Raw genomic sequence first — 21,796 nt, forward strand, 5'->3', positions numbered from 1 at the left:
GAGGAGTCATCCGTGACACCCCCCAACGACGTGGTCGCAGTCGCCGCCCCCACCACCCCCGGGGCCGTCGGCGCGGCGACCGCACTGCTCGACGCCTACCGACCCGGCGACACCCGGTTCTTCGCGTCGCCCACCCGCACCCTCCTCGCCCACGGCACCGCCGCCGAAGTCCCCCACGACGAGCGGCCGTTGACGGAGCGGGTCGCCGCCACCCTGGACGCGCAGCGGCGCGCCGGCAACCAGGCGCCGATCGTGGTGGGCTCCATTCCGTTCGACCCCGCCGAGCCCGCCGTGCTCACGGTGCCCGAAGCGGCACGCTGGGCGCCCGCGCTGCGCACGGACCCGCTCGTGGCGCTGCCCACGCCGCCGCCTGCCACGGCAGGCGGCTGGCAGGTGCGCGAGGTTCCCTCCGGCGAGGAGTACGCCGCGTCGGTCGAGGCCGCCGTGGCCCGCATGAAGAGCGGCGAGTTCGACAAGGTCGTCCTCGCCCGCACCCTGGAGCTGTCCACGGACGGACCGCTCGACCTGCCCGCGATGCTGCAGCGCCTGGCACGCCGCGACCCGCGCGGTTACTCCTTCGCCGTGCCCACGGGCGCGGGCCGCACCCTGCTCGGCGCGAGCCCGGAGCTGCTCGTCTCCCGGCACGGCAACCGCCTGACCGCCAACCCGCTGGCCGGTTCGACGCCCCGCTCGGCGGACCTGGCCGAGGACGTGCGCCGGGCCGCCGCGCTGCTCGAATCGGCGAAGGACCTGCACGAGCACGCCGTCGTCGTGGACGCCGTGCACAAGGCCCTCGCCCCGTTCTGCACCGACCTGGACGTGCCGGAGCGGCCCACGCTGGTCCGCACCGCCACCATGTGGCACCTGTCGACGACCGTCACCGGCGAACTCGCCGAACCGGCGACCTCCGCCCTGGAGTTGGCCACCGCCCTGCACCCGACCCCGGCCGTGTGCGGCACCCCGACCGGGCACGCCCGTGACGTGATCGGCGAGCTGGAGCCCTTCGGCCGCGGTCACTACACCGGCATGGTGGGCTGGAGCGACGCGCGCGGCGACGGCGAGTGGGTCGTCACGATCCGCTGCGCGGAGTCCGAGGAGACGGCGGACGGCAGCGGACGGCTGCGGCTCTTCGCGGGCGCGGGCGTCGTGGCCGACTCGTCGCCGGAGGCCGAACGCGCCGAGACGGGCGCCAAGTTCCGTACGTTCCTGGACGCGGTGGGGGTCGACCGATGACGACGGCAGACAGCCGCAGAGACGCGCCGCGCATCCCCGAGGTCTTCGCCGAGCGGTACCGCGCCGCCGGGTACTGGCGCGGCGAGACGTTCGGCGGCATGCTCCGCGAGCGCGCCGACGCGCACCCCGCCCGGGTCGCGATCACCGACGGGGACCGCAACTGGACGTACGGCGAACTCGACGTGCGCGCGGACCAGTTGGCCGCAGGCTTTGCCGCGCGCGGCATCACCAAGGGTGACCGGGTCGTCGTCCAGCTGCCGAACGTCGCCGAGTTCTTCGAGGTGATCTTCGCGCTCTTCCGGATCGGCGCACTGCCGGTCTTCGCGCTGCCCGCACACCGCGAGACGGAGATCCACTACTTCTGCGAGTTCACCGAGGCCGTCGCCTACGTCATCCCCGACAAGGTCGGCGGCTTCGACCACCGTGACCTGGCGTCCAAGGTACGTGCCGAAGTACCCACCCTGCGCGACGTGTTCGTGGTCGGCGACCCGGGCGAGCACACCGCGCTCGCCGACGTGCCGTTCGAGCCGGTCGAGCTCGACGGACCCGAACCGTCCGACCTCGCGTTCCTCCAGCTGTCGGGCGGCAGCACCGGCGTGCCCAAGCTGATCCCCCGCACCCATGACGACTACATGTACTCGCTGTGGGGCTCGAACGAGCTCTGCGGGGTGACGGCGGACTCCGTCTACCTCGTGGCGCTGCCCGCGGCCCACAACTTCCCCCTCTCCTCGCCCGGTTCACTCGGTCTGCTGTACGCGGGCGGCCGTGTCGTGATGTGCCCGCAGCCCGACCCGGACACCGCGTTCCCGCTCATCGAGCGGGAACGGGTGACGATCACCGGTCTCGTGCCGCCGCTCGCCCTGGTGTGGACGGACGCGGGGCGCACCACGCCGTACGACATCTCCAGCCTCGAAGTGCTCCTGGTGGGCGGCGCGAAGTTCAGCGAGTCGGCCGCGCGCCGGGTCGCCCCCGCGCTCGGCTGCACCCTCCAGCAGGTCTTCGGCATGGCCGAGGGCCTGGTCAACTACACGCGTCTGGACGACCCGGCGGAGACCGTCGTCACCACGCAGGGCCGTCCGATCTCCCCGGACGACGAGATCCGCATCGTCGACGACCTCGACCAGGACGTGCCGGAGGGCGAGGCGGGCCATCTGCTGACCCGTGGCCCGTACACCATCCGCGGCTACTGGCGGGCGCCCGACCACAACGCCCGTTCGTTCACCGCCGACGGCTTCTACCGCACCGGCGACATCGTGAGCCGCACCCCCACCGGGCATCTGGTGGTGGAGGGCCGGGCGAAGGACCAGATCAACCGCGGCGGCGAGAAGATCGCGCCGGAGGAGGTCGAGAACATCATCCTCGCCCACCCGCACGTCCATGACGTGTCGGTCGTCGCCGTCCCCGACGAGTACCTGGGCGAGCGGACCCTCGCGTACGTCATCCTGCGTGCGGACGCCGAACCGATGAAGCCCGTCGTCATCAAGAAATTCGTACGGGAGCGCGGTCTCGCCGCATACAAGGTGCCCGACCGGGTCAAGTTCGTGACCGCCTTCCCGCAGACCGGCATCGGCAAGATCAGCAAGAAGGACCAGCGGACGACCGCCGCGGCTCCTGGCAGCTGACCTCCGCCATCGGCCCCGGGCAGCTGACCTCTGCCCGGGGCGGCCCCGATCCACCAGCTTTCCTGAGTTTCCCGAAAGGCCCCACCATGGCGCTCCCCGCCGTCACGCCGTACCCGATGCCCTCGTCCGACGAACTGCCCGACAACCGGGTCGCCTGGACCATCGACCCGCAGCGGGCGGTGCTGCTCGTCCATGACCTGCAGAACCACTTCCTGACCGCGTACACCCCGGACACTTCGCCGACCACCGAACTTCTTGCGAACGTCGGCGAGTTGGCTAAGTCGGCGCGCGCGGCCGGCATTCCCGTCCTGTACTCCGCGCAGCCCGGCGGTCAGTCGCCGGCCGAGCGCGGACTGCAGCAGGACTTCTGGGGTCCCGGGCTGCCCGACGACGAGCACGCGAAGGCCATCGCGGGCCCGGTAGCGCCGGAGCCCGGCGACACCGTGCTCACGAAGTGGAAGTACAGCGCGTACGTCCGCACCGACCTCGAGGAGCGCATGCGCGAGGCGGGCCGGGACCAGATCGTCATCGTCGGCGTGTACGCGCACATCGGCGTCCTGATGACGGCCTGCGACGCCTGGATGCGTGACGTGCAGGCATTCGTCGTCGCGGACGCCGTGGCCGACTTCTCCCGCGAGGACCACGACATGGCCCTGCGCTACGCGGCCGGACGATGCGCGGTCGTCACCACCACCGACGCGGTTCTGAAGGGGATCTGACATGGCGCTCAGCGTGGAACTCATACGGGCCGACGTCGCCGACGTCCTGGGCGAGGACCCGGCCGACATCCCCGTCGACGAGAACCTCGTCGACTACGGCCTGGACTCGGTGCGCATCATGTCGCTCATCGAGCGCTGGCGCCGCGAGCACGACATCACGGCCACCTTCGTGGACCTGGCCGAGCAGCCCGCCATCGAGGCCTGGGCGCCGCTCCTGGGAGCCTCGGCATGAGGCTCACCGCTGCCCAGTCGGGCATGTGGTTCGCGCAGGCACTCGACCCCGGCAGCCCGGCCCAGAACACGGCCGAGTGCCTGGAGATCCACGGCCTCATCGACCCGTCGCTGTTCGCGCAGACGCTGCGTCAGGTCGTGTCCGAGGCCGACGCGCTGCGCGTGAGGATCATCGAAGGGGCCGACGGGCCGAGCCAGTTGGAGGTGGTCGACCCGACGCTTCCGCTGAAGGTGCGCGACCTGCGCGCCGCGTCCGACCCGGACGCCGAGGCGCAGGCATGGATGCGCGAGGACCTGGCCACGCCGTTCGACCTGGCGGCCGGGCCGCTGTTCGCGCACGCGCTGTTCCGCGTCGGCGACGAGCGCTGGCTCTGGTACCAGCGGGTGCACCACATCGTGATGGACGGCTTCGGGTACTCGCTGCTCGCCCGCCGCACCGCCGAGATCTACACCGCGCTCGCCGCGGGCGAGGAGCCCGGCGAGAGCCCCTTCGGGCGGCTCGAGGACCTGGTCGCCGAGGACACCGCCTACCGCGCCTCGGAGACCTTCGAGACGGATCGCCGCCACTGGGACGGCGCCTTCGCCGATCGCCCCGCCGCCCCCAACCTGGCCGGGCGCACCGCGCTGCCCTCGCGCACCTTCCACCGCCGCAGCGCCCGCCTCTCCCCCGAGGCGACCTCGCGGCTGCGCGAGTCGGCGTCCTCGATGCGGGCGACCTGGCCCGAGGTGCTCGTCGCCGCGCAGGCCCTGTACGTCTCGCGGGCCACCGGCTCCGCCGAGGTGGTGCTCGGCCTGCCGATGATGGGCCGCATGGGCTCGGTGGCCCTTCGCGTGCCCGGCATGGTGATGAACGTGCTGCCGCTGCGGCTCACCGTGACCCCGCAGGCCACCTTCGCGGAACTGACCCGCCAGGTGGTGCTCGGCATCCGCGCCGCCCGCCGCCACCAGCGTTACCGCTACGAGGACATCCGCCGCGACCTGGGCCTCCTCGGCGAGGGCCGGTCCCTGGTCGGACCGCTGATCAATGTCATGCCGTTCGACTACGGACTGACCTTCGCGGGCGCCCGCACCGACGCCCACAACCTGTCGGCGGGCCCGGTCGACGACCTCACGGTCAACGTCTACGACCGGGCCGACGGCAGCGGCCTGCGCATCGACTACGACGGCAACCCCGCCCTGTACGAGCCGGACGAACTCGGCGTCCACCAGGCGCGGTTCATGGAACTCCTGGAGCGCCTCGCGGAGGCGGGTCCGCACACCCCGCTGGCCGAGCACACGATCGCCCGCCGCGTTGAACTCTCCCTGGTGACCGAGGAGTTCAACGCCACCGCGCACCCGGTGCCGCCCACCACGCTGATCGGCCCGATCGAGGCCCAGGCGGTCCGCACGCCGGACGCCACCGCCCTGGTCTTCGGCGACCAGGAGCTCACCTACGCGGAGCTGAACGCCCGCGCCAACCGCCTCGCGCACCACCTCATCGAGGCCGGTGTGCGTCCGGGCGCGCTCGCGGCGGTCGCCGTGCCCCGTTCCCTGGACCTGGTGATCACGCTCCTGGCCGTGCTGAAGGCGGGCGGCGCCTACCTTCCGCTGGACCCGGACTATCCGGCGGACCGCCTCGCGTACATGCTGGACGACGCCGGCCCTGCCTGCGTGATCGCCGACCGCGCCGACCGGGTGCCCACGTCGGGCGTCCCGCTCGTCGCCCTGGACAGCCTGGACACGTCGCCCTACGGCACGTACGACCCGCCGCGCGCGCTCACCCCGCACCACCCCGCCTACGTGATCTACACGTCCGGTTCGACCGGCCGCCCCAAGGGCGTCGTCGTGCCGCACTCGGCGATCGACAACCGGCTTCGCTGGATGCAGGCCACCTACGAACTCGGCTCCGGTGACCGGGTGTTGCAGAAGACGCCGTCCGGTTTCGACGTGTCCGTGTGGGAGTTCTTCTGGGCCCTGCGGGTGGGCGCGACGCTCGTCGTCGCCGAGCCCGGCGGCCACAAGGACCCGGCGTACCTCGCGCGTGTCATCCGCGAACAGGCCGTCACCGTCTGCCACTTCGTGCCGTCGATGCTCCAGGTGTTCCTGTCCGAGCCCGCCGCCGCGGACTGCGCGGGCCTGCGGCACGTCTTCTGCAGCGGTGAGGCGCTGCCGCGCGAGACGGTGCGGGAGTTCGGGCGCGTGCTCGACGGTGTGCCGCTGCACAATCTGTACGGGCCGACCGAGGCCGCCGTCGACGTGACGTACCACCCGTGCGCCACCGACGCGACGGGCCCGGTGCCGATCGGCAAGCCCGTCTGGAACACCCGGCTGTACGTCCTGGACGCGGCGCTCCAGCCGTGCCCGCCCGGCATCCAGGGCGAGTTGTACCTGGCCGGGACCCAGCTGGCGGCCGAGTACCTGGGGCGGCCCGAACTGACCGCGTCGCGTTTCGTCGCCGACCCCTACGGCCCGCCCGGCACCCGAATGTACCGCACGGGTGACCTGGCGCGCTGGACCGAGCACGGCGAGATCGAGTACCTGGGCCGCACCGACCATCAGGTGAAGCTGCGCGGTCTGCGCATCGAACTGGGCGAGATCGAGGCCGAGTTGGCGGCCGATTCGTCCGTGGGCGCGGCAAGCGTCCTGGTGCGCGAGGACCGGCCGGGCGACCAGCGGCTCGTCGGGTACGTGACGCCTTCCGAGACCGGAGCCGTCCCCGGCCCTGCCCCCGCCCCCGCCCCAGACCCCGAGGAGCTGCGCGCCCGGCTCGCCCGCACGCTGCCCGACTACATGGTGCCGGGCGCGATCCTGGTCCTGGACGACTTCCCGCTCAGCCCGAACGGCAAGCTGGACCGGCGCGCCCTGCCCGCCCCCGCCTTCGAGGGGTCGGGCGATGGCGGCCGGGTTCCGAGCGGTCACCGCGAGGAGACGCTCACGCGGCTCTTCGCCGAGATCCTCGGTGTGCCTCAACTGGGCGTGGACGACGCCTTCTTCGACCTGGGCGGGACCTCGCTCCTCGCGGCCCGCCTGGTCGCCAGGGTGCGCGACACGCTGGGCGCCGAGCTCACCATCGGCACGCTCTTCCAGGCGCAGACCCCGGCGGCGCTGGCCGCCCTCCTGGACGCGGACCGCGGCGAGGCCGACCACTCCCTGGACGTGCTGCTCCCGCTGCGCGCGGGCGGTGACCGCGCCCCGCTGTTCGCCTTCCACCCGGCGGGCGGCATGAGCTGGTGCTACTCGGGCCTGCTCTCAAGGCTCGACCCCGGACAGCCGGTGTACGGCCTTCAGGCGCGGGGCTTGCATGGTCTGCAAGGTCTGCACGGCGAGGGCGACCTGCCCTCCACGATGGAGGAGATGGCGGCCGAGTACGTCGAGGCGCTGCGCACGGTTCGGCCGCACGGTCCCTACCGGCTGCTCGGCTGGTCGGTCGGCGGCGTTCTGGCCCACACGGTCGCCGTACTCCTCCAAGAGGCGGGCGAGGAGGTCGAGTTGCTCGCACTGCTCGACGCCTACCCCTCCGACCAGTGGCGCGACGCCGTGGTCCCGGAGGAGGCGGACGCACTGGCGGCGCTGCTGCGGATGGCCGGCTACGACCGTACGGACGAGATGACCCGCGAGGACGTCCTGGCGACGCTGCAGCGCGAGGGCAGCGCATTGGCAGGACTGCCCGACCGGACCCTGTCGGCGGTCCTGGACATCGTGGTCAACAACGCCCGCCTGATGCGCGAGCACGACCACCGTCCCTTCGACGGCGACGCCCTGTTCTTCACGGCGGCCGCGCCGCGCGCCGAGGACTGGCTGACGAGGGAGGCCTGGGCGCCGTACGTCACCGGTTCGATCCACAACCACGACGTGGACTGCCTGCACCCCGAACTGACCCAGCCGCGCCGCCTCGACGAGGTCTGCGCAGCCCTCGCCGCACGCCTCAAGGAGCTGGACCACGCATGACGACGACACCCGGCCCCTTCGACCCGCTCTCCCCCGGCGGCACCGCCACCGACACCGAGCCGACCCACTTGATCCTGGAGAACGCGCTCGGCGAGTACTCCCTGTGGCCGGTCTTCCGGGCCGCGCCCGAGGGGTGGACCACGGTGTACGGCCCCGAGACGTACGGCCGTTGCGTCGCCCGCCTCCAGGATCCACCCGCGTGACGGAGATCCAACTGGTCCGCCCGGCCCCGCTCGACGTGTCGCTCCTCGACGCGGAGGAGCGGCGCCGGGCGGCGGCGTTGCGTCGCCCCGCGGACCGGGAGCTCTACGCGGCGGCGCACACGGCGCTGCGCGTGCGGCTCGGCGTGTACCTCTCCGTCGACCCGGCGGCGGTGGAGCTGGTACGGCTGCCGTGCCCGCTCTGCGGTGGTCCGCACGGCCGCCCCGCGGTGGCCGGCGGAGTGGGCCCGCACTTCTCCCTCTCCCACACGGAGGGCCTGGCCCTGCTCGCCTTCGCGGACCGCCCGGTCGGCGCCGACGTGGAGAGACTCCCGCCCGCGAGCACGATGGCAGACGTGGTGACATCCCTGCACCCCCAGGAACAAACAGAGCTGGCCGAACTCCCCCCGACGGACCGCCCCTTGGCCTTCGCCCGCTGCTGGACACGCAAGGAGGCCTGCCTCAAGGGAACAGGCGAGGGCCTCGCCGGCGGCGGAATGACCTCACTCCTGGCGGGCACAGGCCCCACACCCCTCGCCGTCCAAGGCTGGACGCTACAAGACGTGGCAGCCCCCGAGGGCTACGCGGCAGCAGTCGCCATCGCGGACTCCCAGACGCCCTGAGTCCCCCAGCAGGCAGTACGCGCAAGGAGGCCTGCCCAAAGGAAACAGGCCCCACCGCCCCGGGACAGGACCACACTGGACGCCCGCCCAGCCCCGAGAGTTACGCGGCAGCGGTCTCCGCCGAGGGCTCCCCACCGGACTCCGAGCCCAGCAGCCCGATCAGCCCGTCCGCGAGTTCCGTGCGCCAGCACAGGTAGTCGTGCCCGCCGTTGAACTCGCGGTACACGGCGTCCTCGTAGCCCTTCTCCCGCAAGGTGGCGCGCAGCCTGCGCATCGCGGGGAGCGCGACCCACTCCTGCTCGCCGGCGGAGAGCCAGAAGCGGACGGGCAGCTTCTCGCTCTCGGCGATGCGGCCGGTCAGCCACTCGGAGCGTTCGAGGTCGGGGCCGTCCGGCCACCAGAAGGACCCCGACTGAGCCAGAACGCGGCCGAACCGCCCCGGCGCGATCACTCCGGCGTACGCGGCGGTGAGGCCGCCGAGGCTCTGCCCCGCGACCACGGTCCGCGCCGGATCGGCGGTCAGGGAGACGCGCTCGCCCGCCCAGGGCAGCAGTTCGGACTGGAGGAATCCGATGAACCGTTCGTTGCAGGCGAGCTCGTCCCAGCGCTGGTCGGCGCTCAGGGATTCGGGCAGCAGCGCGGCCAGGGGCGGGATACGGCCGTCGGCGATGAGGTTGTCCAGGAGGGCCGCGACATCCAGGCCCGGCTGCCACATCTCGCCGTCCATGAGCACGAGGACGGGCAGATCGCGCCCGCCACCAGGCGGCTCGTACAGATGCACCCGGCGTTCGTTGCCGAGGACTTCGCTACGGACGGTGTACGTGCTGACGGTGCCGCGCGCGACGCCGTCACGACGCCGCCAGTCGTCACCTGCCGGCGCCTGCGGCAGCTCGACGCACGAGACCGGCTCACCACCCCAACGCCGGGTGAGCGTAAGGGAGTTGAGCGGGTCGGTTCGCTGCTGCTGCCGCAGCCAGGGCCAGTATCCGGGGTCGTCGGCCGCGGGCCCGTCCCCCTCGTCCACGCACAGGCTGTACGTCGCCCGCCAGTCCGTCCGCATCCGGATCGACCAGTGCCAGATGTCCGTGCCGGGCACCTTTTCCATCAGGTTGGGTGCCATGTCGCGCGGGTCGACGATCTTGTTCGGCATGACGAGAACGGCGCGGGTCACGTCCGTACCGCGCCACAGGAAGGTGACCACCCGGTACTCGTCGTCACCCCGCGAATCGGGCTCGACGACCGGCGCCCCGCCCGCCGCCCGCACGGCGCCCCAGAAGTCACCGCCCCGCTCCACGGCCTGCCCCACCCACGCGCTGACCGCACGCTCGACCGGCCGCGGCCGCGGGATGCGGGGCGGCCGACGGGTCGCCCCGGTGGGAGGAGCGGTGAGCGGCATGAGGGAGCCTCCGGGGGTTCACTGCGTGTGCATTGCCAGGACCAAGACTAAGGGTGACCTTACTTCAGCCGGTCCTCCCCGGGACGACCTGGGCCGGGCCACGTCCACCGGCCCGGAGGCCAGCGGTACATTGCCGCCTATGTCGATACCGAATCCCCAGCCCAACCAACCCAATCAGCCCGCCCAACCCAATCCCTACCAGCAGACCCCGCCGAATCCGTACCAGCAGCCCCCGGGCGCGGTGCCGCCCCACGGTTCGCCCCAGCCCTACGGCCAGCCGCCGGGTCCGTACGGCCAGCAGCCGGGCCCTTATGGCCAGCCGCCCGCACCTCCCGCGCCCCCGGCGGGCCCGCGCAAGCCCACGCCCGGCTGGGTGTGGGGCATCGGCGGTGTCGTGGTCGCGTCAGCCCTGTGGGCGGGAGCCCTCTTCGCCACCGGCAACCTCGGCTCCACCGGCGGCGACAGCGACGACGCCAAGGCGGACCTCGCCGGATACCAGTACGCGAAGGACCTCTGCGACGTCTCCCCCCTCGACGCCTTCAAGGAGAAGTACGAGATCGACTCGGACTCCACCTCGACCACCAACTACGGCACACGGCAGAAGGGGTTCGACCAGAGCTACTGCAGCCGCAAGCTCAAGGACCCGAAGGCCGACGCCGACTCGTACTCGAGCATCTACGTCTACTCGACCGCCCGCTGGCACAAGGCCACCGACCCGAAGGGCGAGTTCGCCTCCGAGCAGAAGGCCTACGAGGACCAGTCGCAGAAGACGTACACCTACAAGACCAAGGCCGTCAGCGGCATCGGCGACGAGGCGTACCTGGTGACCGACAGGAGCGGCACGAGCAGCACCAGCGGCACGAGCGGTGACGACCTCAACGGCATGACGCTCGCCGTGCGAGAGGGCTGGTTCACCATCGAGACGCGCTGGAGTTACTACGGCGGCGCGGACGACAAGTCCGAGCCGCCGACCGCTTCGGAGGTCGAGGAGATGCTCAAGTCCGACACGCGCGCGGCGATGGAGGGCCTCAAGAAGTGAGGGGCCGGCTCAGGAGGCCCTGACCACTCAGCACAGGGGCGGGGCGGGGCGGACGAGGCCCGACTGGTAGGCGATGACGACCAGTTGGGCACGGTCACGGGCATCGAGCTTGGTCATCGCGCGCTGGACGTGCGTGCGTACGGTCAGCGGGCTGACGAAGAGCGCGTCGGCGATCTCGGCGTTGGACTTCCCCTCGGCGACCAGAGCCATCACTTCCCGCTCGCGGGCGGTGAGCGCGGCGAGGCTCTCGGGCGGCACCAGGTGACCGCCGGGGTCGGGGGTGGCGAGGAAGCGGGTGATGAGGGCGCGCGTGGCCGACGGGGAGAGCAGCGAATCGCCCGCGACCACGGTGCGGATCGCGCCGAGGAGTTCGTCGACGCCCACGTCCTTGCCGAGGAATCCGCTCGCTCCGGCACGCAGGGCCTGGGCGACGTACTCGTCGGTCTCGAAGGTCGTGAGGATGAGGACGCGGGTGGCGGCGAGCTCCGGGTCGGAGCAGATCCGGGCGGTCGCGGCGAGGCCGTCCGTGCCCGGCATGCGGATGTCCATGAGGGCGAGGTCGGGGCGGTGGGTGTGGGTGAGTTCGAGGGCTTCCTCGCCGTCGGTGGCCTCGGCGACCACCTCCATGTCGTCGCAGGAGTCGATCAGGATGCGGAAGGTCGCCCGGAGGAGGGCCTGGTCGTCGGCAAGCAGGACGCGGAGGGTCATGTGGTGCGGTTCTCTTCCGTGTTCTCGGGGTGCGGCGGCAGGTGGGCGGTGACTTCGAAACCGCCTTCGGGGCGATGACCGGCGTACAGGTGACCGCCGACGGAGTGGGCGCGTTCCCGCATGCCTATGAGCCCGAAGCCGTGTCCTCCGGCGGGCGTGGCGGACGCCGCTTGGTGTCCGTCGTCGGTGACCTTGAGGGTCAGGCCGTCGGCGGCGTGGGTCAGGTGGACGTACGCCGTCTCCGTGCGGGCGTGTTTGCTGACGTTGGTGAGCGCTTCCTGCACGATCCGGAATGCTGTCAGATCGACCGCCGCCGAGAGCGGCTGCGGCTCGCCCTCCGTGGTGACGATGACCTTGAGTCCGGTGGAGGCGAACGACGCGGTGAGGTCGGCGAGCCGGGTGAGCCCGGGGGCCGGCTCCAGGGGGGTGTCGGTGTCGCTCGCCTGGCGCAGCAGCCCCACGGTGGCCTTGAGCTCCCGCAGCGCCGTCGCGGTGGTGCCCGTGAGGTCGGTGAGGATTTGCCTGGCCTGGTCGGGGTGGGTGGCCGCGAGGTGCGCGGCCGTACCGGCCTGGGCGTTGGCCAGGGTCATGTGATGCGCGACGACGTCGTGCAACTCCCGGGCGATGCGCATGCGTTCGGCGTGCGCGGCACGGGCCTGCAGGGACTCCACGTAGGCACGGCGCAGCTGGACGCCGTTGCCGAACATCGCCGACAGGAGAATCCACGCGATGGGGTTGAGCGTCTTGAGCAGCAGCGAGTGGTTGACGGTGTCCGCGAACAGGGCCGTGCCACCCACCAGGACGGCCACGGCCAGCGTGTACCCCCGGGTGACCCTGCGGCCGCTGCCGACGGCCAGCCAGTAGAGCGCCACCATGACCGGGCCCAGGAGCAGGGGCGTGAGCAGGAAGCCCATCGCGCTCGTGCCCATGGCGCAGACCGTGGTCACGGCGACGACGGTGCGGGGGCGGCTGCGCTGCCACAGCAGGGCCGTGCACCCGACGGCCGAGGCCAGCACCCCTGCCCACCACGCGGGCCGGTCGGAGGGATTGGTGGTGCTGAGCATGCTGCCGGAGAAGGAGACGCCGAACAGCAGCAGCGCCACGGCCGCGTCGGCGACGCGGGGGTGGGCCTCCGCGTGGCGCTGCCAGCTGGTGAGCATCGAGTTCTCCGATCAGGGGTCTTGAGCCATCGTCGGCCACGCGGCGCCCCGACGGGCGCAGGGCCGCCCCGTGTCCCGCACAGGCGCCCCCGCGTCACGTCGGTCCGTCACGCGGTTTCTCCCGCGCTTCTGTCACGCGGTCTTGTCAGGTCCGCACCGACTCGCGATCGGCCGTCCGGGCGGGGGCCGGTATGACGGCGGGCCTGCGGCTGAGCGCCTCGCCCTCCACATCGACGCGGGGCAGCAGCCGGTCCAGCGGGCGCGGCAGCCACCACGCCGCCTTGCCGAGCAGGGCGAGGACAGCGGGGACGAGCGCCATACGGACGACGAACGCGTCGAACAGAACGGCCACGGCAAGTCCGAACCCGATCGTCTTGATCATGGATTCGCCGGCGCTGATGAACCCGGAGAACACCGCCATCATGATCAGCGCGGCCGCCACCACGACACGTGCGCTGTACCGGAACCCGCTGACGACGGCCTGACCCGGCCGGTCCCCGTGCACGTACGCCTCGCGCATGCGTGCGACGAGAAACACCTCGTAGTCCATGGCGAGCCCGAACACGATGCCCACCAGGAAGATCGGCATCAGGCTCATGATCGGGCCGGTCTGCTCGACGCCGAGGAGCCCGGCGCCCCAGCCCCACTGGAAGACCGCGACGACCGATCCGAGGGCGGCCCCGACCGACAGGAGGAAGCCGAGAGCCGCCTTGACCGGCACGAGGACGGAGCGGAAGACCACCATGAGGAGCAGCACTGCCAGGCCCACCACGACGGCGAGGTACGGGATCAGGGCGTCCTGAACCTTCTGCGCCATGTCGATGTTCATCGCGGTGGACCCGGTGACCTCGAAGGTGGCCCCGGGGGTGGCGGCCTCGATCGAGGGGCGGTCGCCGCGGATGCCGTGGACGAGGTCCATGGTCTTCTGGTCGGTGGGAGCGGCGGCCGGCACGGCGGTGAACATCGCGGTGTCACCGTCGGGGTTGAACCGCGCGGGCGACACGGACACGACCCCCTCCGTGGCGCCGACGCGCTTCTCGACCGTCGTCACCGCCGCCTTCGGGTCGGCCGCACCCTTGGCGTCGACGACTATGGTCAGCGGTCCGTTGAACCCGGGACCGAAGCCGTCGGCGAGGGCGTCATAGGCGCGGCGCTCCGTGGTCGAGGTGGGCTTGGCCTCGGCCCCCGGCATGCCGAGCCGGAGATCGAGCACCGGCAGGGCCAGCGCGCCGAGCCCCGCGACGGAGGCGAGCAGCACGGGGACGGGACGGCGCAGGACGAACCTTGCCCAGCGGCTGCCGCCGTTGCTCTCGCCCGCGTTGCTCGTGCCGCCGTGGCGCTCACCCCTGCCGTTGAGGTTGCCGCGCCTGCGGGTGGAGCGGGAGAGCACGGCGTTCGGCCAGAGGCCGAGCAGGGCCGGCACGAGGGTGAGCGCGATGACGACGGAGACGACGACCGCCCCCGCGGCGGCCAGACCCATCTTGGTCAGCATCGGGATGCCGACCACCGAGAGCCCGGCCAGCGCGATGACCACGGTGAGCCCCGCGAAGACGACCGCGGAACCGGCCGTACCCGCCGCCAGGCCCGCCGCCTCCTGGGGCGCGTGCCCCTTGGCCCGCTCCTCCCGATAGCGGGAGACCACGAACAGGGCGTAGTCGATGCCGCAGGCGAGGCCGAGCATCGTGGCGAGGGTGCCGGTCGTCGCCGAGAGGCCGAACGCGCTGCCCAGGGCCAGGATCGAGGCCATGCTGACGCCGACGCCGATGATCGCGGTGAGCAGCGGAAGCCCGGCCGCGGCCAGCGATCCGAAGGTGATCAGCAGGACGACGGCGGCGATGGCGACGCCGATCCCTTCGGCGGCCCCGCCCGCCTCGGGCTGGGTGGTGAGCGCGTTCCCGCCCGCCTCGACGGTCAGGCCCGCGTCCCTGGCTCCCTCCATGGCGTGCTCGAGAGCCGTCTTGCTCCGGTCGGTGAGATCATCGGCCTCCACTTTGTACGTGACCGTCGCATACGCCGTCGAACCGTCCTCGCTCACCGCCCGCGTCTTGAACGGGTCGGCCGCCTGCGCTACTTGCGGCCCGTCGGCCGCCTCGCCCACGAATCTTTCGACGGCCTGACGGTTCTCGGCGGCGGTGACCTTCTGCCCGTCGGGGGCGACGAAGACGATGCGCGCGCTCGCCCCGTCGGCGGCGGCCCCGGGGAAGCGCTGCTCCATCAGGTCGAACGCCCTCTGGGACTCGATGCCCGACATCGAATCGCCCTCGCCCGAGGCGGCGGGCGCCGTGGCCGCGCCGAAGCCGACGGCGCCGAGGACCGCCGCCCACAGCAGGACGACGTACCAGCGCCGCCGGAACGCCAGACGGCCAAGGCGATAGAGAAGAGTAGCCACGGGCAGAGGTCTCCAGATCTTGTCTCGGGTACCTCCACAGGTTCTCCGGGCGCGGGGGGTCCGGTCGTCGTGCACCTGCAGTCATTCCGGCGTACTGATCTGGCAGTACTCAGCCCTGTCTCGTCATACGTGGGAGTTACTTACCCCTAGGGGGCCTGGCACCTGGCTCCCCCGCGTTCCGATGTGGTTCACGGACGCGGCCACGGGTGACCCTCCAGGCGCTCGATGTCGCTGTTGAAGCGCTGCAGGAAACCCGCGAACGTGTCCACGTCCTCCGCCGACCACTCGTCCATGACCTTCTCCAGGCTGAGGGTGTACTCGGCGCGGTCTGCGTCGAGTTGCCGCGCCCCCTCGGCGGAGATGCGGAACTTGCGGGCCATGCCACCGTCGGGGTCCGGGATGCGTTCGACGAGACCGCCGCGCATCATCGCGGCCGTCTGCCGGTTCAGGGTGGAGGCGTCGAGGCCGAAGGCGTCCGTGAGCTGGCCGATGGACATGGGTCCGTCCATCTGGATGCGGCTGAGCAGGATGTACGCGCTGCGGTCGAGGCGTCCGCCGGAGGAGCGTGTGCGGGGGTTGAACAGGTGTGAGTGCCGTCCGAGCAGCATCGTCTCGAATTCGACCCGCCGCACGGGCTTGTCCGTGCGGCCGGCGGGCTTGTCGTTGCGGCGACCGGGCTTTTCCATGAGGGCATTCTACTCGGCATATGCATCATGCACTTCGTATGTATAGTACACATCCTGGTTCCGTGGGGCATCGCGATGTCGTCAGGTCATCGCCCCCGGAAAGCCGAAGGAGAATCCAGTGGTCAGCTCGAAGCCCGATGTCCGCCCCGATGTACGCCCAGGGCGCGTCGTCGGGGTACTCGCCCTCGCGGGCATCGTGGCCGCGGTCATGCAGACGCTGGTGGTACCCCTGATCGGGGACCTCCCCAGCATGCTCGACACCACCCCGTCGAACGCCTCGTGGGTGGTCACCGCGACCCTGCTCTCTGCGGCGGTGGCGACGCCGGTGGCCGGACGGCTCGGCGACATGTACGGCAAGCGGCGCATGCTGCTCATCTCCGTGATACCGCTCGTGGTCGGTTCAGTGGTGTGCGCGCTCGCCTCGTCCGTGGTGCCGATGATCGTCGGCCGCGGCCTCCAGGGCCTCGGCATGGGCGTGGTGCCGCTGGGCGTCAGCCTCCTGCGTGACGTACTGCCGCCCGAGAAGCTCGGCTCCTCCATCGCCCTGATGAGCGCCTCCATGGGCGTGGGCGGCGCGCTCGGGCTGCCCTTCTCGGCGGCCGTCGCCGAGAACGCCAGCTGGCGCGTGCTGTTCTGGGTCGCCGCTGCCCTGAGTCTCCTGGTCGCCGTCCTGGCCTGGCTGTTCGTGCCCGCCGGCCGGGAGGGCTCCGGCTCCGCCCGCTTCGACGTGCTGGGCGCGATCGGGCTCGGCAGCGGCCTCGTCTGTCTGCTGCTCGCCGTGTCCAAGGGCTCGGACTGGGGCTGGACGAGCGGCACCACGCTCGGCCTGTTCGCCGCCGCGGTCGTCATCCTGCTGGCCTGGGGCCGATGGGAGCTGCGCAGCGACGAGCCGCTGGTCGACCTGCGTGTCACCGCACGGCCGCAGATCCTGATGACCAACGCGGCCTCGGTGCTCGTCGGTTTCGCGATGTACGCCCAGTCGCTGGTCGTCCCCCAGCTCCTCCAACTGCCGGAGGCCACCGGCTACGGCCTGGGTCAGTCGATGATGGCCATGGGCCTGTGGATGGCACCGGCGGGCCTGATGATGATGGCGCTCGCACCGCTCGGCGCGAAGCTGTCGGACGCCCGCGGCCCCAAGGTCACCCTGGCCGTCGGCAGCCTGATCATCTCCGTCGGCTACGCCTCCTCCATGCTGCTGCTCGGCTCCACCTGGGGTCTGCTGGCCGTGACGATCGTCTGCAACGCGGGCGTCGGCCTCGCGTACGGGGCGATGCCCGCGCTCATCATGGGCGCGGTCCCGCAGGAGGAGACCGCCTCGGCCAACAGCTTCAACACCCTGATGCGCTCGATCGGCAGCTCCGCGGCGGCGGCCGTGATCGGCGTGGTCCTCGCCCAGATGACGACGGACTTCGGCGGCCACTTCCTCCCGTCGGAGAACGGCTTCAAGACCGCGATGCTGATGGGCTGCGGGGTGGCCCTGGCGGCAGCGGCGGTGGCGTCGTTGATCCCGGTGCGCCCGGTGGATGCGGGTTCCGACTCTCCCGAGGCGAAGACAGACCCGCGGGCGGCTTCGGGCGCCACGGCCTGATCCCCCATGCCGTGCCTGCCCTCCCTCTCCAGGGAAGGGCAGGCATGACAAAACCCCACAGTCTCGATGAGACTGTGGGGTTCTGGCTGGTGTCCGAGGGGGGACTTGAACCCCCACGCCCGATAAAGGGCACTAGCACCTCAAGCTAGCGCGTCTGCCATTCCGCCACCCGGACTAGGTGTCTGCCGTTCGCGGGGTGTTCCCCGCGGCGACATGGACAACAATACCAAGCTTTCGGAGTGCCTTTCACCTGCATATCCGTACGTCGGCGGGTGGATGCCCGGCGACCTGATCCGTGGCGCCTACAGTCCCACCATGAGTGACGGGTTGGTTACGGAAGTGCTTGGTGGTGTGAAGGTGCGACGGCCCCGGCTGCTGTCGCCGTTGCGCGAGCATCTGCGGGACACCATGTGGTTCGCGCCCACCGCCGGGCTTGTGGGGGCGCTGGTTCTGTGGGCGGTCGCGGCGGAGGTGGACGGACGCATCGTCTCGTTGCTGCAAGAAGAGGGTGACTACGACACCGTCCGAGACCTGATGGCGATCGCCGACGACGCCAAGGCGGTGATCAACACCATCGGCTCGGCCATGATGACGTTCATCGGTGTCGTCTTCAGCATCTCGCTGGTGGCCGTGCAGATGGCGAGCGGGCAATTCAGCCCGCGGGTGGTGCGGCTGTACGTCAGGTCGCGGATCACCAAGGTCACGCTCACCGTCTTCATGGCGACGTTCCTGTTCTCGCTGATGACGCTGACGTCCTTCGACAGCGAGAGCGATCCACGGCTCCTGACGAGCGTGCCGCTGGTCGAGTCGCTTCTGGCGATGGCGCTGGTGTTCCTGAGCCTGCTGCTCTTCGTCGCGTACGTGAACGGCACCCTCCGCATGATGCGGATCAGCTTCGTCATCGACCGGATCGCCCGGGAGTCGTTCCGGGTGGCCGTCAAGCACCCGACCGAAGACGCGGTGGACGACGAACGCCTCGGCCCTGCCACCGCCCGGATCACTCACGACGGGCGGGCCGGGGTGCTGCGGGACGTGAACATCGCCCGCGTCGTGCGTGCGGCCCGACGCAACGGTGTGGTGCTGCGACTGCTGCCACGCATCGGGGACTTCGTGGTCCCGGGAACGCCGGTGTTCACCGTGCACGGCGGTGCGGCGCCACCCCCGCGCGCGCTGAAGTACACCGTGTCCGTAAGCGTGGAGCGCACCTTCCACCAGGACCTCGGGTTCGGGCTTCGTCAGCTCTCCGACATCGCGCTGCGGGCCCTCTCCCCCGCGGTGAACGACCCGACCACCGCCGTGCAGGCCCTTGACCGCATCGTCCAGTTTCTGGCGTCGGTGGCCGGGCATCCGCTGGGCGCCCTGCGCCACCGTGACCGGCGCGGGACCGTGCGCATGGTCCAGTCCGTGCCGGACTGGACCGCACTGGTGGACCTCGGGTTCGCCGAGATCCGGGTGATCGCGGTCGGCAACCCGCAGGTCACCCGGCGCATGATGGCCGGACTCGACGACCTCCTGCGGCTCGCGCCGCAGGAGCGGAGGGAACCGCTCCTGCGTCACCGCGAACTGCTCACGCAGGCGGTGGAACGCGCGGTCCCGGAGGCCGCGGACCGCGCGTTCGCACTGCTGCCGGACCGGCAGGGCATCGGCTAGGCATTGGTTGGACAACCGATCCCCTCCCTCCGGGTTCACGCCATCGGACCCGGGCTCACGCCATCAGGTGGTAACTCGGGAAGTTGCCCGGCGGCCGCTCCAGCGCCGGGCCGTGGGTGACCGCGCGCACCAGCAGCTCCCCACCGACGAACGCGCCGCGCCAGGACGCGCCGAAACCACCGAACAGCTCATCCCGGTCACCACGCGAGCGTGGCTTGCCGCGGCCCGTCTTGAACGCCCGGATCTGCGGTGCGAGGCGTTCATACGTCGCGGTGTCGTCGGTCGACAGCGTGGCGACCAGCGCTCCGTTCGACGCGTTCATGGCGGCGAGCAGCTCCGCCTCCGTGTCGACCAGGACGATGGTGTCGACCGGGCCGAAAGGCTCCGCGTGGTGCAGCGGTGACGACGGGGGCGGATTGAGGAGCGTGACGGGGTGGACGTACGCGGCGGTGTCCTGGCCCGGCAGGAAGGCATCCGCCGCTGACGCGCCGCGGTACAGCGGCACCGCGCCACGGTCGATGGCCTCCGCCACCTGGTCGCCCAGCTCCTTGGCCTTGGCCGCGTTGATCAACGGCCCGAAGTCGAGGTGTGGGAACGGGTCGTCGGCGTGCTCGACCGCCAGAGGGTGGCCGACGCGGACGGTGCGCACAGCCGGCAGGTAGGCGGCGAGGAACTCGTCGAAGAGGGCTCGCTGGACGACGAAGCGCGGGTACGCCGTGCAGCGTTGCTTGCCGTAGTCGAAGAGCTTGGGGATGACGGCGCCGAGCGCGTCCCAGTCGCTGTAGTTCCAGATGCCCCAGGTGTTCAGTCCTTCCTGTTCGAGGATGTGCCGCTTGCCGAGGTCGGCGACGGCGGTGGCGACGGCGGCGCCCGTGTCGCGTCCGCCGACGAAGGAGACGCAGCCGATCTCGGGAGCGCGGACCAGCGCTTCGGACAGTTCGCCCCCGCTGCCGCTCACGAGGGTGACGGGAATCCCCTCACGGGCGGCCAGGGCGCACGCGAGGGTCAGACAGGCGACGCCGCCATCGGTCGGGGTCTTGGCGATGACCGCGTTGCCTGCGAGTGCCTGTACCAACACTGCGTGAACGAGCACGCTCATCGGGTAGTTCCAGCTCGCGATGTTGGATACCGGACCGTCCAGCGGGGTCCGGCCCTCGACCATCGGCTCGATGCCGTCGACGTACCAGCGCACGCCGTCGATGGCCCGGTCGACGTCGGCCTGGGCGAGCCGCCAGGGCTTGCCGATCTCCCAGACGAGGAGAAGCGCGAGCAGTTCGCGGTGTTTGGTGAGGGCGTCGAGGGTGGCGGCGACGCGGGCGCGCCGTTCGTCCAGCGGGACGTGGCGCCAGGCCCGGTGCTGGTCGAGTGAGGCACGTACGGCCTGCTGGGCGGTGGCGGCGTCGAGGCGCGGTGGCCCCGCGATCGGGCTGCCGTCGACGGGCGAAGTGGCGGGCAGGGACCGGCCGTCCGCCTGCCAGGTGCCGTTCCAGAGGTTGAGTACGCGGTCGTCGCGGAAGGCCTCGGGCGCGACGGCGACGCAGCGTCGCCAGGCGTCGGTCCAGGCCGTTCCGGCTTTGAGGATGCGGGAGTTGGTGAGGGTGGGTGCCATTCGGGGTTCTCCGCTCACGGTGCACAAGTCGGGGCGGGAGGTACATGGCTCGCGCGGCGCCGCTCAGCTCGCGGCTCCGCGCGTATGTGCTGGGGGACGGTAGTGCAGTCAGCGTCTGTCACCTATGAGTGACATCACGCCCCGAGTTGGTTGAGAACGAGGCGAGCCGTTTCCGTCGGTGTGGCGCCGACCCGTACTCCCGCGGCTTCCAGCGCCTCCTGCTTCGCGCGTGCGGTGCCGGAGGAGCCCGAGACGATGGCTCCCGCGTGGCCCATGGTCTTGCCCTCGGGTGCGGTGAAGCCGGCGATGTAGGCGACGACGGGCTTGGTGACGGCTTGTTGGATGTAGGCGGCCGCGCGTTCCTCCGCGTCGCCGCCGATCTCACCGATGAGGACGATCAGTTCGGTGTCGGGGTCGTCCTCGAAGGCGGCGAGGCAGTCGATGTGCGTGGTGCCGACGACGGGGTCACCGCCGATGCCGACACAGGTGGAGAAACCGATGTCGCGCAGCTCGTACATGAGTTGGTAGGTGAGCGTGCCGGACTTCGACACCAGGCCGATGCGTCCGGACTTGGTGATGTCGGCGGGGATGATGCCCGCGTTGGCCTGGCCGGGGGTGATGAGCCCCGGGCAGTTGGGGCCGATGACACGGGTGCCGCGTTCCTTGGCGTACGCGTGGAAGGCGACGGAGTCGTGTACGGGGATGCCCTCCGTGATGACCACGGCGAGGCCGATGCCGGCGTCGGCGGCCTCGATGACCGCCGCCTTGGAGAAGGCGGGCGGCACGAAGACCACGGTGACGTCGGCGCCTGTGGCCTCGACGCCTTCGCGGACGGAGCCGAAGACGGGAACGGCACGGTCGTCGAAGTCGATGGTGCGGCCGGCTTTGCGGGGGTTGACTCCCCCGACGACGTCCGTCCCGGCCGCGAGCATGCGTCGGGTGTGCTTCATGCCCTCGGCACCGGTCATGCCCTGGACGAGGACCTTGCTCTCCTTGGTGAGGTAGATCGCCATGTC

At 71.3% G+C, this 21,796-nt stretch carries 17 protein-coding genes and 1 tRNA gene; 10 read left to right on the plus strand and 8 right to left on the minus strand.

All coding sequences use genetic code 11. The features are described 5' to 3' along the window. The first annotated feature begins 12 nt into the window (after positions 1 to 12). From dhbC to AB0I66_RS12390, 7 genes are all read left to right on the plus strand, one after another. Entirely contained in the window at positions 13 to 1,233 is a 1,221-nt protein-coding gene (dhbC, locus tag AB0I66_RS12360; protein ID WP_363207694.1) for an isochorismate synthase DhbC, read from the plus strand. Continuing rightward, positions 1,230 to 2,855: a (2,3-dihydroxybenzoyl)adenylate synthase gene (locus tag AB0I66_RS12365; protein ID WP_363207695.1), complete on the plus strand. Its 1,626-nt coding sequence runs from the start codon at positions 1,230 to 1,232 to the stop codon at positions 2,853 to 2,855. The genes dhbC and AB0I66_RS12365 overlap by 4 nt, the downstream gene beginning before the upstream one ends. Positions 2,856 to 2,941: 86 nt before the next feature. Next, positions 2,942 to 3,574, plus strand: coding sequence for an isochorismatase family protein (locus AB0I66_RS12370; protein ID WP_363207697.1), 633 nt, complete (start codon positions 2,942 to 2,944; stop codon positions 3,572 to 3,574). A gap of 1 nt (position 3,575) precedes the next feature. Further along, a complete protein-coding gene (locus AB0I66_RS12375; protein ID WP_160508472.1) occupies positions 3,576 to 3,806 on the plus strand; it encodes a phosphopantetheine-binding protein in 231 nt (76 codons plus the stop codon). Beyond that, positions 3,803 to 7,732, plus strand: a complete 3,930-nt coding sequence (locus AB0I66_RS12380; protein WP_363207698.1) for an amino acid adenylation domain-containing protein — start codon at positions 3,803 to 3,805, stop codon at positions 7,730 to 7,732. Before AB0I66_RS12375 ends, AB0I66_RS12380 begins: the two co-directional genes overlap by 4 nt. Further along, positions 7,729 to 7,935: an MbtH family NRPS accessory protein gene (locus AB0I66_RS12385; protein WP_363207699.1), complete on the plus strand. Its 207-nt coding sequence runs from the start codon at positions 7,729 to 7,731 to the stop codon at positions 7,933 to 7,935. Before AB0I66_RS12380 ends, AB0I66_RS12385 begins: the two co-directional genes overlap by 4 nt. Continuing rightward, positions 7,932 to 8,555 (plus strand): 4'-phosphopantetheinyl transferase superfamily protein, encoded by a 624-nt coding sequence (locus AB0I66_RS12390; protein WP_363207700.1) that lies wholly within the window; start codon positions 7,932 to 7,934, stop codon positions 8,553 to 8,555. The genes AB0I66_RS12385 and AB0I66_RS12390 overlap by 4 nt, the downstream gene beginning before the upstream one ends. Before the next feature lie 100 nt (positions 8,556 to 8,655). Here the strand turns inward: AB0I66_RS12390 and fes are convergent, their stop codons facing one another. Continuing rightward, on the minus strand, positions 8,656 to 9,951 hold the full coding sequence (gene fes / locus AB0I66_RS12395) for an enterochelin esterase (RefSeq protein WP_363207701.1): 1,296 nt from the start codon (positions 9,949 to 9,951) through the stop codon (positions 8,656 to 8,658). A gap of 139 nt (positions 9,952 to 10,090) precedes the next feature. Here fes and AB0I66_RS12400 point away from each other — a divergent pair, with 139 nt between their 5' ends. Next, the gene (locus AB0I66_RS12400) at positions 10,091 to 10,990 is read left to right on the plus strand and encodes a hypothetical protein (RefSeq protein ID WP_363207702.1); all 900 of its coding nucleotides are present in this window, start codon (positions 10,091 to 10,093) and stop codon (positions 10,988 to 10,990) included. Positions 10,991 to 11,017: 27 nt separating this feature from the next. On the opposite strand, the gene AB0I66_RS12405 is transcribed toward AB0I66_RS12400, so the two are convergent. The 4 genes from AB0I66_RS12405 to AB0I66_RS12420 form a co-directional block, all read right to left on the minus strand. Beyond that, positions 11,018 to 11,698 (minus strand): response regulator transcription factor, encoded by a 681-nt coding sequence (locus tag AB0I66_RS12405; RefSeq protein ID WP_363207703.1) that lies wholly within the window; start codon positions 11,696 to 11,698, stop codon positions 11,018 to 11,020. Beyond that, complete coding sequence (locus tag AB0I66_RS12410) at positions 11,695 to 12,858, minus strand: sensor histidine kinase (protein ID WP_363207704.1); 1,164 nt, start codon at positions 12,856 to 12,858, stop codon at positions 11,695 to 11,697. Before AB0I66_RS12410 ends, AB0I66_RS12405 begins: the two co-directional genes overlap by 4 nt. Before the next feature lie 145 nt (positions 12,859 to 13,003). Beyond that, positions 13,004 to 15,247, minus strand: a complete 2,244-nt coding sequence (locus AB0I66_RS12415; RefSeq protein WP_363207705.1) for an MMPL family transporter — start codon at positions 15,245 to 15,247, stop codon at positions 13,004 to 13,006. A 188-nt stretch (positions 15,248 to 15,435) separates the two neighbouring features. Beyond that, the gene (locus AB0I66_RS12420) at positions 15,436 to 15,933 is read right to left on the minus strand and encodes a MarR family transcriptional regulator (RefSeq protein WP_363207706.1); all 498 of its coding nucleotides are present in this window, start codon (positions 15,931 to 15,933) and stop codon (positions 15,436 to 15,438) included. 118 nt (positions 15,934 to 16,051) lie between these two features. Between AB0I66_RS12420 and AB0I66_RS12425 the strand changes: the two genes are divergently transcribed. Beyond that, positions 16,052 to 17,521 (plus strand): MFS transporter, encoded by a 1,470-nt coding sequence (locus AB0I66_RS12425; protein ID WP_363207707.1) that lies wholly within the window; start codon positions 16,052 to 16,054, stop codon positions 17,519 to 17,521. 87 nt (positions 17,522 to 17,608) lie between these two features. Here AB0I66_RS12425 and AB0I66_RS12430 read toward each other — a convergent pair. Then, positions 17,609 to 17,696: transfer RNA gene (locus AB0I66_RS12430), tRNA-Leu, on the minus strand. Between the two features lie 140 nt (positions 17,697 to 17,836). On the opposite strand from AB0I66_RS12430, the gene AB0I66_RS12435 reads away from it, so the two are divergent. After that, positions 17,837 to 19,171 carry a DUF2254 domain-containing protein gene (locus AB0I66_RS12435; protein ID WP_363207708.1) on the plus strand — a complete coding sequence of 445 codons (1,335 nt, stop codon included), beginning with the start codon at positions 17,837 to 17,839 and terminating at the stop codon, positions 19,169 to 19,171. A 55-nt stretch (positions 19,172 to 19,226) separates the two neighbouring features. On the opposite strand, the gene AB0I66_RS12440 is transcribed toward AB0I66_RS12435, so the two are convergent. Together AB0I66_RS12440 and sucD are read right to left on the minus strand one after the other, a co-directional pair. Further along, positions 19,227 to 20,780: an aldehyde dehydrogenase family protein gene (locus AB0I66_RS12440; protein WP_363207709.1), complete on the minus strand. Its 1,554-nt coding sequence runs from the start codon at positions 20,778 to 20,780 to the stop codon at positions 19,227 to 19,229. Between the two features lie 134 nt (positions 20,781 to 20,914). Next, positions 20,915 to 21,793, minus strand: coding sequence for a succinate--CoA ligase subunit alpha (gene sucD, locus AB0I66_RS12445; RefSeq protein WP_363207710.1), 879 nt, complete (start codon positions 21,791 to 21,793; stop codon positions 20,915 to 20,917). Between the last annotated feature and the right edge of the window lie 3 nt (positions 21,794 to 21,796).

It is taken from the genome of Streptomyces sp. NPDC050439, assembly GCF_040655335.1.
Lineage (GTDB): Bacteria > Actinomycetota > Actinomycetes > Streptomycetales > Streptomycetaceae > Streptomyces.

Excerpts from the sequence above, each read along its gene's own strand:
- AB0I66_RS12365 (WP_363207695.1), top strand. The coding sequence starts at position 1,230 with ATGACGACGGCAGACAGCCGCAGAGACGCGCCGCGCATCCCCGAGGTC.
- AB0I66_RS12370 (WP_363207697.1), top strand. The coding sequence starts at position 2,942 with ATGGCGCTCCCCGCCGTCACGCCGTACCCGATGCCCTCGTCCGACGAA.
- AB0I66_RS12375 (WP_160508472.1), top strand. The coding sequence starts at position 3,576 with ATGGCGCTCAGCGTGGAACTCATACGGGCCGACGTCGCCGACGTCCTG.
- AB0I66_RS12380 (WP_363207698.1), top strand. The coding sequence starts at position 3,803 with ATGAGGCTCACCGCTGCCCAGTCGGGCATGTGGTTCGCGCAGGCACTC.
- AB0I66_RS12385 (WP_363207699.1), top strand. The coding sequence starts at position 7,729 with ATGACGACGACACCCGGCCCCTTCGACCCGCTCTCCCCCGGCGGCACC.
- fes (WP_363207701.1), bottom strand. The coding sequence starts at position 9,951 with ATGCCGCTCACCGCTCCTCCCACCGGGGCGACCCGTCGGCCGCCCCGC.
- AB0I66_RS12400 (WP_363207702.1), top strand. The coding sequence starts at position 10,091 with ATGTCGATACCGAATCCCCAGCCCAACCAACCCAATCAGCCCGCCCAA.
- AB0I66_RS12405 (WP_363207703.1), bottom strand. The coding sequence starts at position 11,698 with ATGACCCTCCGCGTCCTGCTTGCCGACGACCAGGCCCTCCTCCGGGCG.
- AB0I66_RS12410 (WP_363207704.1), bottom strand. The coding sequence starts at position 12,858 with ATGCTCACCAGCTGGCAGCGCCACGCGGAGGCCCACCCCCGCGTCGCC.
- AB0I66_RS12420 (WP_363207706.1), bottom strand. The coding sequence starts at position 15,933 with ATGGAAAAGCCCGGTCGCCGCAACGACAAGCCCGCCGGCCGCACGGAC.
- AB0I66_RS12435 (WP_363207708.1), top strand. The coding sequence starts at position 17,837 with ATGAGTGACGGGTTGGTTACGGAAGTGCTTGGTGGTGTGAAGGTGCGA.
- AB0I66_RS12440 (WP_363207709.1), bottom strand. The coding sequence starts at position 20,780 with ATGGCACCCACCCTCACCAACTCCCGCATCCTCAAAGCCGGAACGGCC.
- sucD (WP_363207710.1), bottom strand. The coding sequence starts at position 21,793 with ATGGCGATCTACCTCACCAAGGAGAGCAAGGTCCTCGTCCAGGGCATG.